Origin of the sequence: Pseudomonas sp. H26/SER47-MNA-CIBAN-0231 (genome assembly GCF_040310465.1) — a bacterium.
GTDB classification, from domain to species: domain Bacteria; phylum Pseudomonadota; class Gammaproteobacteria; order Pseudomonadales; family Pseudomonadaceae; genus Aquipseudomonas; species Aquipseudomonas atacamensis.
On record NZ_JBEOPW010000002.1, the window covers coordinates 457,341 to 472,238 of the forward strand.

Below are 14,898 nucleotides of genomic sequence, written 5' to 3' on the forward strand. Positions count from 1 at the left end.
TTAGTCAAGAATAGAGGAAGTAACTCATGGCTCGTGTAAAGCGTGGCGTCATTGCCCGTAAGCGTCACAAAAAAATTCTGAAACTTGCTAAAGGCTACTACGGCGCACGCTCCCGCGTATTCCGTGTTGCCAAGCAAGCGGTAATCAAGGCAGGCCAGTACGCCTACCGTGACCGTCGTCAGAAAAAACGTCAGTTCCGCGCTCTGTGGATCGCTCGTATCAACGCTGGTGCTCGTGTTAACGGTCTGTCCTACAGCCGTTTCATCGCTGGCCTGAAAAAAGCGTCCATCGAGATCGACCGCAAGGTTCTGGCTGATCTGGCAGTGAACGAAAAAGCGGCGTTTGCTGCGATTGTCGAGAAAGCTAAAGCCACCTTGGCTTAAGTACCCCCGACAGTCACCCGGCCTCACCTCTGTGGGGCCAGGTGTTAAACGTCATAAATAGGGGAAGAGCCTTCAAGCTCTTCCCCTATTTTGTATCTGGAGTCTGTACATGGAAAACCTGGATGCGCTGGTCTCTCAAGCACTAGAGGCTGTGCAAAGCGCTGAAGATATCAATGCCCTGGAGCAAATCCGGGTTCAATACCTTGGCAAGAAGGGCGAATTGACTCAGGTGATGAAGACCCTGGGGAATCTGCCGGCCGAAGAGCGTCCGCAAGTCGGTGCGCTGATCAACGTTGCCAAGGAACGTGTTACAGGCGTTCTCAATGCGCGCATGGCATTGTTTGAAGAAGCCGAGCTGGCTGCCAAACTGTCTGCCGAATCCATCGACGTGACGTTGCCGGGCCGTGGCCAGACCTCCGGCGGTCTGCATCCGGTCACCCGGACTCTGGAGCGCGTCGAGCAGTTCTTCACCCGCATTGGCTACGGCATTGCCGAAGGCCCAGAGGTCGAAGACGACTACCACAACTTTGAAGCGCTCAACATCCCAGGCCATCACCCGGCCCGGTCGATGCATGACACCTTCTATTTCAATGCCAACATGTTGCTGCGCACCCATACCTCGCCGGTACAGGTCCGCACCATGGAATCCAAGCAGCCGCCGATCCGCATCGTCTGCCCGGGCCGCGTCTATCGCAGCGACTCCGATATCACCCATTCGCCGATGTTCCACCAGGTTGAAGGCCTGCTGGTTGATCGCGATATCAATTTTGCCGATCTCAAAGGCACCATCGAAGAATTCCTGCGGGTGTTCTTCGAGAAAGAACTGGCCGTGCGTTTCCGTCCTTCGTACTTCCCGTTCACCGAGCCATCCGCTGAAGTCGATATGGAATGCGTGATGTGCAGTGGCAAAGGCTGCCGCGTCTGCAAGCAGACCGGCTGGCTGGAAGTGATGGGCTGCGGCATGGTTCACCCGAACGTGCTGCGCATGTCCGGCATCGACCCGGAAGAGTTCTCCGGCTTTGCCTTCGGCATGGGCGTCGAGCGTCTGGCCATGCTCCGTTACGGCGTGAACGACTTGCGTCTGTTCTTCGACAACGACTTGCGGTTCCTCGCGCAATTTCGCTAGTCGTAACGAATTCTTAGGAGAGCAGGATGAAATTCAGTGAACAATGGCTGCGTGGCTGGGTTAGCCCGCAGGTAGATCGCGATGAGCTGGTTGCTCGTCTGTCGATGGCCGGTCTTGAGGTCGATAGCGTTACGCCGGCCGCCGGCGTATTCAGTGGTGTTGTGGTGGGCGAGGTGCTGAGCACCGAGCAGCATCCGGACGCCGACAAGTTGCGCGTGTGCCAGGTCAGCAATGGCGCGGAAACTTTCCAGGTCGTATGCGGTGCGCCAAATGTGCGCCCGGGCCTGAAGATTCCGTTCGCCATGATTGGCGCAGAGCTGCCGGGCGACTTCAAGATCAAGAAGGCCAAGCTGCGTGGCATCGAGTCCAACGGCATGCTGTGCTCGCAGGCCGAGCTGCAGGTCGGTGAAGGCAATGACGGTCTGATGGAGCTGCCGGCAGATGCGCCGGTGGGCGAAGATTTCCGTGTGTATCTGGATCTGGAAGACGCCAGCATCGAGGTTGACCTGACTCCCAACCGTGGTGACTGCCTGTCCCTGGCCGGTCTGGCCCGTGAAGTCGGCGCGCTGTACGCCGTGCCGGTAACCCGTCCTGTGGTGGCTGCGATTGCAGCGGTACACGACGAAGTCCGCTCGGTCGAGGTGCTGGCCCCGGCTGCCTGCCCACGTTACCTGGGTCGTGTCATCCGTAACGTCGACCTGTCCAAGCCAACCCCGCTGTGGATGGTTGAGCGTCTGCGTCGCGCCGACGTGCGCAGCATCGACGCTGCCGTCGACATCACCAACTACGTGATGCTCGAGCTCGGCCAGCCACTGCACGCTTTCGATCTCGCCGAAATCAATGGCGGCATTCGTGTGCGCATGGCTGAAGAGGGCGAGAAGCTGGTTCTGCTTGATGGTCAGGAAGTCAGCCTGCGCAGCGATACGCTGGTCATCGCTGACCACACTCGTGCACTGGCGATCGCCGGCGTCATGGGTGGCGAGCACAGCGGTGTTTCCGCGACCACCCGTGATGTGTTCCTCGAATCTGCGTTCTTTGATCAGATTGCGGTTGCCGGCAAGGCACGTTCTTACGGCTTGCATACCGACGCTTCGCATCGCTACGAGCGTGGCGTTGACTGGCAGCTGGCACGTGAAGCCATGGAGCGCGCCACTGGCCTGCTGCTGGAAATCACTGGCGGCGAAGCTGGTCCGATCATCGAGACCGTCAGCGAACAACATCTGCCATCGATTGCACCGATCACTTTGCGTGCTCAGCGCATCACTCAGATGCTCGGCATGGAGATGGATTCGGCACAGGTCGAGCGTCTGCTCAGTGCCTTGGGCCTTAGCATTACCGCTGATGGCGAAGGCCAATGGCGCGTTGAAGTGCCAAGCCATCGCTTCGATATCAGCCTGGAAGTCGACCTGATCGAAGAGCTGGCTCGCCTGTACGGTTACAACCGTCTGCCGGTTCGCTACCCGCAAGCGCGTCTGGCGCCACAAGCCAAGGCCGAAGCGCGTAGTGATCTGCCTGAGCTGCGTCGTCTGCTGGTTGCTCGTGGTTATCAGGAAGCGATCACTTACAGCTTCATCGATCCGCGTCAGTTCGAACTGTTCAATCCAGGCGTCGAGCCGCTGTTGCTGGCCAACCCTATCTCCAATGACATGGCGGCCATGCGTTCGTCGCTGTGGCCAGGACTGGTCAAAGCGCTGCAACACAACCTCAATCGTCAGCAGGATCGCGTGCGTCTGTTCGAGAGCGGCCTGCGCTTCGTCGGTCAGCTTGAAGGCCTGAAGCAAGAGCCGATGCTGTCCGGGGTTGTTTGCGGCAGCCGCTTGCCGGAAGGCTGGGCGCAGGGTCGGGATGCCGTCGACTTCTTCGACGTAAAGGCTGACGTGGAGGCTGTACTGGGTTTCGCTGGTGCCTTGGATTCGTTCACCTTTGCTCCAGGCAAACACCCGGCGCTGCATCCGGGGCAGACCGCGCGCATCGAGCGTGAAGGTCGCGAAGTAGGCTTCATTGGTGCGATCCACCCAGAATTGTCGAAAGCCTTGGGGCTGGATCGTCCGGTGTTCGTCTTCGAACTGGTTCTGGCGGAAGTGGCGCTCGGTAAAATGCCGAAATTCCACGAGTTGTCGCGCTTTCCTGAAGTGCGTCGTGACCTTGCGCTGATCGCGCACAAAGACGTCGCGGCCTCGGCTGTACTGGACGTAATCCGTGAAAATGCAGGCGAATGGCTCACAGAGCTCAGGCTGTTTGACGTGTATCAGGGTAAAGGTATTGATCCTGATAGAAAAAGCCTTGCAGTTGGCTTGACCTGGCAGCATCCATCGCGCACTCTTAATGACGATGAGGTGAATTCGACGACGCAAAATATCCTCACCTCGCTCGAACAAAGGTTGAACGCCACGTTAAGGAAGTGACGTATGGGGGCTTTGACGAAAGCTGAGATGGCGGAACGTCTGTATGAAGAGCTGGGCCTGAACAAGCGGGAAGCCAAGGAATTGGTAGAACTGTTTTTCGAGGAAATCAGGCACGCTCTTGAAGACAACGAGCAGGTCAAATTGTCCGGTTTCGGCAATTTCGACCTTCGGGACAAACGCCAGCGGCCTGGCCGCAACCCGAAAACGGGGGAAGAAATCCCGATCACGGCTCGCCGTGTGGTCACCTTTCGTCCAGGGCAGAAGTTGAAGGCCCGAGTTGAGGCTTATGCTGGAACCAAGTCATAACGACGAACTACCCGTCATCCCGGGCAAACGCTACTTCACCATTGGTGAAGTCAGCGAGCTGTGTGCCGTAAAGCCACACGTGCTGCGCTATTGGGAGCAGGAGTTTCCTCAGCTCAACCCCGTCAAACGCCGCGGGAACCGCCGGTATTATCAGCGCCAGGACGTGCTGATGATCCGGCAGATCCGCGCGCTCCTTTACGATCAGGGTTTCACCATCGGCGGCGCACGTCTGCGTCTGTCCGGCGACGAAGCCAAAGACGATACCACCCAGTACAAACAAATGATTCGGCAGATGATTGCCGAATTGGAAGACGTCCTGGTGGTGCTCAAGAAATAAAAAGCGGCGTTTGAATACTTCCAGTTTTCAAACGCTTGCGATATATTCTTGAGCGCTCTTCGAGGTGAAGAGCGAGATGCAGTATCAGTCGGGGCGTAGCGCAGTCCGGTAGCGCACTAGCATGGGGTGCTAGGGGTCGAGTGTTCGAATCACTCCGTCCCGACCATATTTTTCAATGACTTAGGCCAATGTTCACAGCATTGGCCTTTTTCATGTGTGTGAGATTTGCGGGGCTACTCGATCACGCCTGCGACTCGCATCACCAAGTGTTTGGGTTAGTCAGAATGTCCGCTCGTCGAGCCAATAGCACTCTCTGTGCGCCGATCTCCTCTCACTTATTAAGCGCAGTCCCTGCGCCACTGATGGGAGAGAATGATGATCGACGACAATAATGGCCCTGAAGCGCCATATCCGGGACCAAGTGAGCAAAACCCTGACACTGGCGAGGGCCATGATTCCGGCCTGGAGCAAGCTGACTCTGAGCCAAAGCAAGGTACCGACGAACGACCAGAGGACTGGAATCCGCCACCCGGCAATCCTGGTTCAGATCAAGATGCCCAGACCGGTCGCGATAACGGCGGCGCAAAATAGGCGCATGGAATTCATATCGTGTACGAGACCCGGCCATCGCGCCGGGTTTTTTATTGCCACCGAATCCGCTCCCAACGTAGCCGAGATTTATGTGGGGACGGTTATCTGGGTTTTAAGGGCGAAGCCGAGCGGCGCCGGCACCTGAATGATCAATCCAGGCGCCGGCAACAAGCGTGTTTACTCGACTATGCAGATCCAACGGTGGTTGTATCGGTACGGCGCGCGAGTGAAATGAACATCTGAAACCATCTTCATGCCGCGCTCTTGAAGCGCTTCGGTCAGTTGTACGAGTGTCTCTGCCTGGATAGTCATTGCTGTCACCTCGTCAGATTTACTGCGTTCATAATTCTTGACCGAGAGATCAGGCGGCTAATTCATTTTTTCTACAGTAGTCATTAGCGCCGCATAAGCAGGAACACAGCGTTACTTCGCGCCAACTACCTCACCCCATTCAAGCCCGAACCGCCCCAGATACTTCCTCAAGCGATCGGCATCATTGGGTTGCGCCTTGGCCTGCCGGGAAACCCCGAATAACTGTCGGCCGGCATCCGACAGGCTGTCCGCCTGCTGGCACACCTCAATGACAGCCTTCAATTGCAACCGATCGAACAAGTCCATGCTCTCGCCATCTCCTGGCAACTCAGTCGATAGCGCAGAGGGATGCGCCAAGCCCCACGCATATCGCAATCGTTCGATCTCATCATCGACCTGCGCTTCATCGATGCGCCCGCTGTCGGCCAAAGTCGCCATCCGCGTAATCGATGCGGACAGCTCGCGAAAGTTGCCCAGCCAGGCTGCTGCAGGTGAGCTGGCGAAGGCCAGGTAGCGTCGGCGTGCTTCGAGATTGAAGCGCACCCGTTCACCCTGTTCTCGAGCATGGCGTTCCAGTTCGAAGTCGATGTTCGGCTCGATGTCTTCGCGGCGCCCTGCGAGGCCGGGCAGGTCGAATGTCCAGAGGTTGATCCTTGCGTATAGGTCCTCGCGAAAAAGGCCTTCGGCGACCCGGCTGCGCAGGTCGCGGTGGGTGCCAGCAATGATCAAAAAATCACTCTCGACTTCCTTGTCCGAGCCCAGCGGGAAGAAGCGTTTCTCTTCGATTGCTTTTAACAGCATCGCTTGTTCGTCTGCGCCGAGCTCACCGATTTCATCGAGAAACAACATGCCACCATCGGCGGCGCGCAGCAGGCCATCGCGAGAGTTCTGCGCGCCGGTGAAGGCGCCTTTGACGTGGCCGAACAAGGCCGACATCGCGCCGTCGCCACGCAAAGTGGCGCAGTTGACTTCGACAAAGCGTCCCTGCATCTGATGGCGATTGCGTTTGAGTTCGTAGATGCGCCGCGCCAGGAAGGATTTGCCGGCGCCGGTCGGGCCGATCAGCAGCATGGGGGCTTTGGAGCGCAGCGCAACGCGCTCGATCTGTTCAATGGAGCGGTTGAAGGCCGGGTTGCGCGTGGCGATGCCGGACTTGAGAAATTCCAGGCCTTCCAGACGTTTGCTGGCGAAGCGTGAAGCAATCCGATCATAGCGCGACAGATCGAGATCGATCAGCGCGTGAGTGCCACAGGCGGGCTCGTTCTCTCTCTTGCGCTTGGCGGGGGAGGTCTGGATCAGTCGGGCCGGCAGGTAGCGCGCCTCGGCGAGCAGAAACCAGCAGATCTGTGCGACGTGGGTGCCGGTGGTGATGTGGACGAGGTAATCCTCGTGCTCGGTGTCAAAGTTGTAAGCAGTGGTGAAGTCGTGCAGGGCGCCGTACACCTCTTCGAAATCCCAAGGGTTGCGCAGCGACATTGGATGCAGGCGTACTTCGGTGCTTGGAGAAATCTGCTGGATGTCCGCTCGGACGCGCTCGGCGAGGCTGACGTCGCGCGCGTCGAGGCCGTGAATCAATTCAAGCCGATGGATAGGGAGGTCTGTTTGTTGGCACAGACCTACGCTTGGTCGCCAATAATTCCACCGGCTGGCGCCTTTGCCGACACGATCCAGGGTGGCTCCGATAAATCCGATGGCGACCGTGCGTTTGTTGGGCATGCTTATCTCATAAGATAAATGACGATATGCAATGATAATTTTGCTGGTCTGATTTGTCTTCCATGGATTACCGAGACTCGTCGCATCAGAGAATAAAAGCTAATGAAATCAAAAACATAGCAGAAAGAACCATTGCCGCATCCAAAGCTGGCACAGCGGCTGCAATGCTGATGGAAACGAACATGGACACCGAGATATGAAAGACCGAACCTACCAGCTTCTCGAAGTCGCCAACGGCAAGCCCATCAAACTCTGGACCGAAGGTGTCCCGGTTGAAAACGAAGCCCGCGCACAGTTGATGAACACGGCAAAAATGCCGTTCATCTTCAAGCATCTGGCGGTCATGCCCGATGTGCACTTGGGCAAGGGCTCGACAATTGGCAGCGTGATTCCAACGGTCGGCGCGATCATTCCCGCAGCGGTGGGCGTCGACATCGGTTGCGGCATGATCGCTGCGCATACGTCGCTGACGGCTGCAGATCTGCCAGACAACCTGCATGGATTGCGTACTGCAATCGAACAAGCGGTGCCGCACGGCCGCAGTTCGAATCGTTCGCGGCGAGACAAAGGCGCTTGGGACGAGGTTCCGCAGCAAGCCGATCAGGCCTGGGCGGGGTTGCAGCCGCGCTTCAAATTGATCACCGACAAGTATCCGAAACTGGCCAATACCAACAACCGGGCACATTTGGGGACGCTCGGCAGTGGCAACCACTTCGTCGAAGTGTGCCTGGATGAAGCCAACCGTGTCTGGTTCATGTTGCACAGCGGTTCGCGTGGCGTCGGCAACGCTATCGGCAACCTGTTCATCCAGATGGCCCAAGCCGATATGCGTCAGCACATTGCCAACCTGCCGGACCGTGACCTGGCCTATTTCGAAGAGGGCAGTCAGCATTTTGATGATTACGTCGAGGCGGTTGGCTGGGCGCAGGACTTCGCCAGACAGAACCGTGAACTGATGATGCGCGCAGTGATTCAGGCCACGCGGCAGATCATCCATAAGCCTTTCGAGGTCGCGCTCGAAGCGGTCAATTGCCATCACAACTACGTGCAGAAGGAACGGCATTACGGTGAAGACGTGCTGATTACCCGCAAAGGCGCCGTGTCAGCGAAGAAGGGCGAGCTGGGGATTATTCCGGGCTCGATGGGCGCCAAGAGTTTTATTGTGCGCGGTCTGGGCAATCCAGAGTCGTTCAATTCCTGCAGCCACGGCGCCGGGCGCACCATGAGCCGCACAAAGGCGAAGAATACCTTCACCGTCGCCGATCAGATTCGCGCCACGGCCCACGTGGAATGCCGCAAGGACGAAGCGGTGATTGACGAAATTCCGATGGCCTACAAGGACATCGACAAAGTCATGCACGCCCAGCGTGAGCTGGTGGAAGTGCTGCACACCCTGCGTCAAGTGGTGTGCGTCAAAGGATAAGGAACTGCGGCGCTGGCGAGAGCACGTCATCGTTCAATACGCCGGTTCATCACGGCTGAGCTGAAGCGCGAATGACGAACTTTGGTCAAAACTCAGGAAGACCCACGACGGCTAAACGGTACCTCAGGAACACCGTCGGGCTGTACGCGTAAGGAATTGCAATGAAAAAGGATGTAATTGAACTGGACGGCGCCATTGGTGGTGGCCAGGTATTGCGCAGTGCGCTGAGCCTGTCGATGGTGACAGGCCGGGCGTTTTGTATTAAACAGATCCGCGCCAGACGCAGCCGTCCGGGATTGCTGCGTCAGCATCTGACAGCCGTGATGGCGGCGGCCGAGGTTTGTGGTGCAGAGATATCTGGTGCGCATCTGGGGTCGCAAGCCCTGAGCTTCGAACCGGGCGAAATTCGCGGAGGCAACTTTCAGTTCGCTATTGGCACGGCGGGCAGTTGCACGCTGGTGCTACAGACGCTGTTGCCAGCCTTGTTGCAGGCGCCGCAGGCCAGCCGAGTGACGATCTCCGGTGGCACCCACAATCCGCTGGCACCGCCGACGGATTTCCTCTCGCGCAGTTGGCTACCGCTGCTGCGGCGCATGGGCGGCGATGTCGAGCTGGAGTTGCTGCGTCATGGTTTCGTACCGGCTGGCGGTGGCGAGATTGCCGTGACGGTGCAGCCGTCGCGCCTGACGCGACTGGATGTGTGTGAGCGCGGCGAGGCGATTTCACGGCAGGCTCTGGCGCTGACTGTCGGACTTGCGCCTACCGTCGCTCAGCGAGAACTGAGCCAAGTGGCCAAGCGGTTGAACTGGCTTGCGGAGGCGCTGCAAGCGGTGACGCTTGATCCGGCGCGCGGCCCGGGCAATGTATTATTGCTGGAGTACGTTTTCGAACACGTCACTGAAGTGTTCAGCGCATTTGGCCAAGTGTCGTTACGCGCTGAGAAAGTAGCGGATGCCGCGATCAATCAGGCTGCTGACTGGCTGCGTAGTGGTGCTGCGGTGGCTGAGCATCTGGCCGATCAGTTGCTGTTGCCGATGGCGCTGGCCGGTGGTGGATCGTTCACCACGCCGCGCATGACTGATCATTTGCGCAGCAACATTGAAGTCATCCAGCTGTTTTTGCCCGTCCGTATCGATTGCCAGGAGGAGGGCAGTGATCGCTTGCGGATAGCAGTTTCACAAACTCATTAGTAGCGACCTGCGATCCCGAAGGCAGTCGCAAAACTTCACTGAGAGCGCCACTAGCCTTCAGCCATTAGCACATCCGACCTAATTGCCCCTGTTCCGGCTCGACCTTAAAGTCCTGTCGCTTGGCAGCTGACTGTCAAATTTTTCCGGTACAAAATCAAAAAGGTCGATCTGCAATGAACTCATCAAGGACTATTCCGGTTCTCGCTTTAATCGCAACACTGGTCCTCGCGGTCACTGGATGCCAGACCGTAAAGCCCGGGGAGAGTGATCTCAAGAATCGCGCACAGACCACCATCGGCAAACCCGTGATCAAGGTTTCCAACATCCGCAGTGACTTCAATACAACTTTCTATACCGCTCAAACCGAAAGCGGTGAGTATATGTGCGAGCTGCCGAGCGGCCCGATGGTAGCTCTGGGTTCCATGGGCATGGGACTGGGCGCTCAGTGCACCAAGCAATGACGAACCAGTCTCTTTGCCGCTAAAAAAGGCCAATGTCGATGACATTGGCCTTTTCTCTTTAACGAATACTCGGCGCAGATCAGTTGGTTTTCGAGTTCAACTTGCGCAGTTCTTCATAGGTTGCCGATTGCACGAACCAGAAGCCGGAGACGATGCACCAGCCCAGGGTACCGCCTACGAACATACCGAAACCCGAGAGAAAGCTCTGGCTCATCATGAAGAGGGAAACGATCAGGATGACCGCCAATGCGATGTAGAGAACGATGTTGTTGACGCCGATGACGAAATCTTTCATTTGCATTCCTTGGATGTATTTTCCTCTGGCCGCCCTCTATGGCGGCCAGTGCGCGCATCATATTGATATCACCCGGTGTTGCGCTAGTTTCGGTGTCGGATTTTCGTTACTAAAAGCGAAACCACTCTTACTGAGCGGGTTTTTTATCCAAGTCTTCGGAATCGCTCGACGTCGCCGCATCCTTCTCTGTCTCATGCGGCTCTGATCCCGCGTTGGCGCCTGAGGACTCTTCGCCTTTCTTGTTCGCCTTCTCGTCATGGTCGCGAGAGCTTTCTGCATGATTGACACCGGGCAGGGCCGTGGCAGGGGTGGCGGCACCCGCCGTGGATTCGGCTGCCGAAACGTGAATCGGGCCGATCAGGCACAGGCTGAAAAACGACAAGGCGAAAATTTTCTTGTTCATCACGTGGGCCTTCTGCGCGGTGGGATGTACAGCGTTGGATAGGCCTGTCTGGCGAAGGTGCGCGGTACTGGACGAACGGCGAATTTCACCCTGATGAGAAAAATCCTGAGAGCAGGCAAATTGCTGGCCCCCAGAGACATTTCGCCCCGGCAAAATCGCCTTTTTTCAAAAGGTTAGGTTGGCTTATGCGGACGATTGTCATCACCGTTGCGATGCTTTCCCTGGCTTTGATCGCCTCGGGAGTGCAGGCAAAAGAGTTAAGCAAGGGCCATCGCTTTGCCTGCACTTGGGGCTCGGATATCGCTGCCGGGGCGCAGCGATCAAAATTGTCAGGAGTTTCACTGTATGGCGCGCGCAAGCAATTGCAGGTTCGCCGGTTCCAGCAGCCATGGATGCGCATGACCGCGATGGGGATTACCGAGCAGACCTACAACAGCAGTTCCAAGCTCAAACCGGCAGCGGTCAAGCAGACCTATTATGAGCAATGCGTACGCCATGAGTTGGCTCGGCGCTGATGCCTCTTTATCCAGCACTGGTAACACAGCTTAGGAATCGCCAGAACCCTTGGCGACTGCCGGCCCGGCCACCCGCGGCAACGGCTTGCTCTGCATCAACGCATCCAGTGCCTTGCGATACCCCTGACCGCCAAGCGCCATGCTGTTGTTGTGCGTTGCTCCGGGCACCAGCAACAGGCGCTTGGGCTGCTCGGCGGCATTGAACAGCTGCTCGCTGAAGCGCGGCGGCACGAAGGCATCAGCCAGGCCATGCACCACCAAAAGCGGCATATGAATATCGGCGATCTTGTCGATGGAATCGAATTTCTGCGATAGCAACCAGCGCACCGGGAGCGAGGTGTTCGCCACGGCGGCAGCCACATCGGCCAAGGAAGTGAAGGTTGATTCGATGACCAGACCGCGAACCGGCAGAGGTGTGTGGTTGCGGGCCGCGTTCTGTCCCAGTTCGGCCGCCAGATCAATCGCCACCGCGCCACCGAGAGAGTGGCCGTAGATCAGGCGCTTGTTCGGGTCCGGTTGCAGCAACTGGAAGCGCTCCCACGCCACGCGGGCATCTTCATAAACGCTGCTTTCGGATGGTAAATCACCCTTGCTTTGTCCGAACCCTCGATAATCGATGGCCAGCACTGAATAACCCGCCGCTCGCAGTTGTTCGATGCGAAACAGTTGCCCGGTGAGGTTCCAGCGCACGCCATGCAAGTAAAGGATTGCCGGGGCATTGGCACGTTCCGCCGGCCACCACCAGGCATGGATGTTCTGCCCGGCCTTGAAACTCTTCGGTTGCAGATCGAGTTCCTGAACGCTGCCGGGCAGTCCGCGATACCAGCCGGCGGTGCCCGGCTCGATACGGAACAGCAGTTTGCGCTCGGTGTGTTCCAGCACCGCACAACTCGTCGGCACGCCAATGATCAGCGCGGCCATCATGGCGAACGCCAGGCGGCGGCGTCGCAGACGAGTCAGCAAGGACAGGAACATTAATCGTTTCACCACGGCGCAGACAAAGAACGCTTTTTACCAGATGCCTCGGTCTGCGCGTGATTATTTTCGACCACCGTGCACGTGCAACGATTACAAGATGCTGCAATCACTCACGCCACTTGCAGGACGATCTTGCCGATATGATCGCCGCCCTCCATGCGGGCATGGGCCTGAGCCGCGTCAGCCAGCGGGTAAACCTTGTCGATGATCGGCAGGCAGCGCCCGGCGCCGAGGGCAGGCCAAACGTGTTCTTGCAGTTGATCGGCGATCGCGGCTTTCTCCGCAGCGGTACGCGCGCGCAGCAGCGAACCGGTGACCACCGCGCGTTTGCCGAGGATCGCCAGCAGATCGATGTCGTTGGCGCGGGCGCCGCCGAGAAAACCGAGCATCACCAGTCGGCCGTCCATCGCCAGTGCGCTGATGTTGCCGTTCAGATACGAGCCACCCATGATGTCGAGAATCACGTTCACGCCTTGATCTGCGGTCTTCTCGGCAATGACTTTGGCAAAATCTTCTTCCCGATAGTTGATCGGCTGCCCGCCAAGTTTACTGATTGCGGCGCATTTTTCAGGACTGCCGGCGGTGGCGAACGCCTCAATACCGAATTCACGACAGAGCATCAGCGCGGTGGTACCGATGCCGCTGGTGCCGCCGTGAATCAGCACGCGCTGGCCGGCCTTGGCACCGCCGAGGCCAAACAGGTTGGCCCAGACGGTGAAAAACGTTTCCGGAATCGCGGCGGCCTGGACCCAATCGACTCCATCCGGCACAGGCAAAGTCTGGCCGGCGGGTACCGCGCAATACTCGGCGTATCCGCCGCCATTGGTCAGTGCGCACACACGATCGCCCACAGCGAACCGCGTAACTCCGGGACCCAGTGCAACCACTTCGCCAGCCACTTCCAGGCCGGGAATCGGGTCCATCCCGGGTTTCATCGGATATTTGCCGGCGCGCTGCAAGGCATCCGGACGATTGATGCCGGCAGCGTGAACGCGGATAAGCACTTGGCCTTCGGCAACGGTCGGCAGAGGCACGCGCCTGGCTTGCAATACTTCAGGGCCGCCGGGTTCGGTGATTTCAATACGGGTCATTTCGTTGGGCAGTGACATTGTCGATTCCTGTGAAAAAGGTCGTGTAGATGGGAACGCTGGCAGCGCGCAATGATTCCCTTCAGTTCGCCGCGCAACGGGGTTCAGTTGTAGAGGGCAGCCAGCGCATGGCTTGCTCCAGCAGTAGAGCGACGACGATCGCGCCAGCGGCGATCACAAACAGCAGCGTGTGCTGGCCGCCCGAGGCATTGAACAATGCCGAATAGGCAAACCCGGCCAGCGCCTGAAAGGTTGCGAATGACACAGTGGCACGGCTCCAGGCGATCTGCTGACGGTGATGCGACGGCACCAGTTCATGCACCCGGGCCAAGGCCAGCGGCACGATGCCCGGCGGGAAAGAGCCGAGAATCACCGCCAGTAAAGCCAGCGCCAGAAATGAATGGGAGACGGCAAGCAAACCGAGGGCGATGGCTTGTACTACCAACACCAGTCGAATACCAGTACGGGCGCCAAGCTGGTCAGCCAGAAACCCGTAAGTCACCGGTCCGACAATCGCCCCCAGGCCATACATGACCCAGACCATTGCGCCGATATGCGCCCCGGCACCCAATCCACGCGCTACGTAATCCACCAGAAACACCATTGCAGGCACCAGCCCGGCGGCCATGAACGCGTATTGAGCGAATAACAGGTAAACGCCCGACGGTGTTGGCTCATCAGCCGACGTTGCGTGCGCAGCCACGGCATGCGTGGTATCCGCAGGCCAGCCGAACCAGCTCACTGCGGTCAGCAACAACGCCAGCGCGCCCAGTCCCAGCCATGTTGCCTGCAAGCCAAGAGTCAGCAGTGGCGGCACGATGGTGCCGGAGCCGGCAATCCCCAGGCCGATGCCGAGGAAGATTGCGCCACTGGCCAAGCCTCTGCGAGCAGCCGGAACGTGAGGCAGCACGGTTGCCGCCACCAGCACCATGATCGCGCCACCAGCAATCCCGGAGAGCAAACGCCAGCCGAAGAACCAGCTCACCGACAGCGGATAAGCACAGGCAAAAAATGCTCCCGTGACCGCGAGCATCATCAGGCGCAAGGCGTTGCGGTTGCCTGTTCGGTGAGCCATGGGCCGACCGAGCAGGGCGCCGATCAAGTAGCCGACCAGATTGGCCGCGCCGAGGTAGACGACATCATTGGCGGAAAACCACTGCGCCTGAATCAGCGAAGGGATCAGCGGCGTGTAGGCGAAACGCGCCAGGCCAATGCTGACCAGGCTGGCGCAAAGCCCGGCGAAGATCGGCAGCCAGATGCCGGTAGAGTTTGCAGTACGCATGATCGCGATCTCACAAGAGGTGTATGGCGCTCAGCTTATCGGCTATCTTTGCTGCGCATACGCAGCGATTAAGCGGCAGAGTGATGC

At 58.3% G+C, this 14,898-nt stretch carries 16 protein-coding genes and 1 tRNA gene; 11 read left to right on the top strand and 6 right to left on the bottom strand.

The window, feature by feature from the left end:
* Positions 1–26: 26 nt before the first annotated feature.
* From rplT to AAEZ10_RS05025, 7 genes are all read left to right on the top strand, one after another.
* Positions 27–383 carry a 50S ribosomal protein L20 gene (rplT, locus tag AAEZ10_RS04995; protein ID WP_002553161.1) on the top strand — a complete coding sequence of 119 codons (357 nt, stop codon included), beginning with the start codon at positions 27–29 and terminating at the stop codon, positions 381–383.
* Between the two features lie 109 nt (positions 384–492).
* A complete protein-coding gene (pheS, locus tag AAEZ10_RS05000; RefSeq protein ID WP_003226365.1) occupies positions 493–1,509 on the top strand; it encodes a phenylalanine--tRNA ligase subunit alpha in 1,017 nt (338 codons plus the stop codon).
* A 26-nt stretch (positions 1,510–1,535) separates the two neighbouring features.
* Positions 1,536–3,914: a phenylalanine--tRNA ligase subunit beta gene (gene pheT, locus AAEZ10_RS05005; RefSeq protein WP_350568149.1), complete on the top strand. Its 2,379-nt coding sequence runs from the start codon at positions 1,536–1,538 to the stop codon at positions 3,912–3,914.
* A gap of 3 nt (positions 3,915–3,917) precedes the next feature.
* Positions 3,918–4,220 carry an integration host factor subunit alpha gene (gene ihfA, locus AAEZ10_RS05010; protein ID WP_002553164.1) on the top strand — a complete coding sequence of 101 codons (303 nt, stop codon included), beginning with the start codon at positions 3,918–3,920 and terminating at the stop codon, positions 4,218–4,220.
* Complete coding sequence (locus tag AAEZ10_RS05015) at positions 4,201–4,557, top strand: MerR family transcriptional regulator (RefSeq protein WP_003179985.1); 357 nt, start codon at positions 4,201–4,203, stop codon at positions 4,555–4,557. The genes ihfA and AAEZ10_RS05015 overlap by 20 nt, the downstream gene beginning before the upstream one ends.
* A gap of 89 nt (positions 4,558–4,646) precedes the next feature.
* Positions 4,647–4,723, top strand: a tRNA-Pro gene (locus AAEZ10_RS05020).
* Positions 4,724–4,932: 209 nt separating this feature from the next.
* Complete coding sequence (locus AAEZ10_RS05025; protein WP_073474334.1) at positions 4,933–5,148, top strand: hypothetical protein; 216 nt, start codon at positions 4,933–4,935, stop codon at positions 5,146–5,148.
* A gap of 423 nt (positions 5,149–5,571) precedes the next feature.
* On the opposite strand, the gene rtcR is transcribed toward AAEZ10_RS05025, so the two are convergent.
* The gene (gene rtcR / locus AAEZ10_RS05030; protein WP_350568155.1) at positions 5,572–7,176 is read right to left on the bottom strand and encodes an RNA repair transcriptional activator RtcR; all 1,605 of its coding nucleotides are present in this window, start codon (positions 7,174–7,176) and stop codon (positions 5,572–5,574) included.
* A gap of 196 nt (positions 7,177–7,372) precedes the next feature.
* On the opposite strand from rtcR, the gene AAEZ10_RS05035 reads away from it, so the two are divergent.
* The 3 genes from AAEZ10_RS05035 to AAEZ10_RS05045 all read left to right on the top strand — a co-directional run bounded on the left by AAEZ10_RS05035 (position 7,373) and on the right by AAEZ10_RS05045 (position 10,250).
* The gene (locus tag AAEZ10_RS05035) at positions 7,373–8,599 is read left to right on the top strand and encodes an RtcB family protein (RefSeq protein WP_350568158.1); all 1,227 of its coding nucleotides are present in this window, start codon (positions 7,373–7,375) and stop codon (positions 8,597–8,599) included.
* Between the two features lie 161 nt (positions 8,600–8,760).
* A complete protein-coding gene (gene rtcA, locus AAEZ10_RS05040; protein WP_350568161.1) occupies positions 8,761–9,789 on the top strand; it encodes an RNA 3'-terminal phosphate cyclase in 1,029 nt (342 codons plus the stop codon).
* A 173-nt stretch (positions 9,790–9,962) separates the two neighbouring features.
* Positions 9,963–10,250, top strand: a complete 288-nt coding sequence (locus AAEZ10_RS05045) for a hypothetical protein (protein WP_122707059.1) — start codon at positions 9,963–9,965, stop codon at positions 10,248–10,250.
* A 79-nt stretch (positions 10,251–10,329) separates the two neighbouring features.
* Here the strand turns inward: AAEZ10_RS05045 and AAEZ10_RS05050 are convergent, their stop codons facing one another.
* Both AAEZ10_RS05050 and AAEZ10_RS05055 read right to left on the bottom strand, forming a co-directional pair.
* Positions 10,330–10,545 carry a hypothetical protein gene (locus AAEZ10_RS05050; protein WP_151550663.1) on the bottom strand — a complete coding sequence of 72 codons (216 nt, stop codon included), beginning with the start codon at positions 10,543–10,545 and terminating at the stop codon, positions 10,330–10,332.
* Between the two features lie 127 nt (positions 10,546–10,672).
* On the bottom strand, positions 10,673–10,948 hold the full coding sequence (locus AAEZ10_RS05055) for a hypothetical protein (protein WP_206420609.1): 276 nt from the start codon (positions 10,946–10,948) through the stop codon (positions 10,673–10,675).
* Positions 10,949–11,133: 185 nt separating this feature from the next.
* On the opposite strand from AAEZ10_RS05055, the gene AAEZ10_RS05060 reads away from it, so the two are divergent.
* Positions 11,134–11,463, top strand: coding sequence for a hypothetical protein (locus tag AAEZ10_RS05060; RefSeq protein WP_024012417.1), 330 nt, complete (start codon positions 11,134–11,136; stop codon positions 11,461–11,463).
* A 30-nt stretch (positions 11,464–11,493) separates the two neighbouring features.
* Here the strand turns inward: AAEZ10_RS05060 and AAEZ10_RS05065 are convergent, their stop codons facing one another.
* The 3 genes from AAEZ10_RS05065 to AAEZ10_RS05075 form a co-directional block, all read right to left on the bottom strand.
* On the bottom strand, positions 11,494–12,438 hold the full coding sequence (locus AAEZ10_RS05065; protein ID WP_016774066.1) for an alpha/beta hydrolase: 945 nt from the start codon (positions 12,436–12,438) through the stop codon (positions 11,494–11,496).
* 113 nt (positions 12,439–12,551) lie between these two features.
* Positions 12,552–13,550 (bottom strand): NAD(P)H-quinone oxidoreductase, encoded by a 999-nt coding sequence (locus tag AAEZ10_RS05070; protein ID WP_339100137.1) that lies wholly within the window; start codon positions 13,548–13,550, stop codon positions 12,552–12,554.
* A 61-nt stretch (positions 13,551–13,611) separates the two neighbouring features.
* The gene (locus AAEZ10_RS05075; RefSeq protein ID WP_122751111.1) at positions 13,612–14,811 is read right to left on the bottom strand and encodes a YbfB/YjiJ family MFS transporter; all 1,200 of its coding nucleotides are present in this window, start codon (positions 14,809–14,811) and stop codon (positions 13,612–13,614) included.
* Positions 14,812–14,898 lie beyond the last annotated feature (87 nt).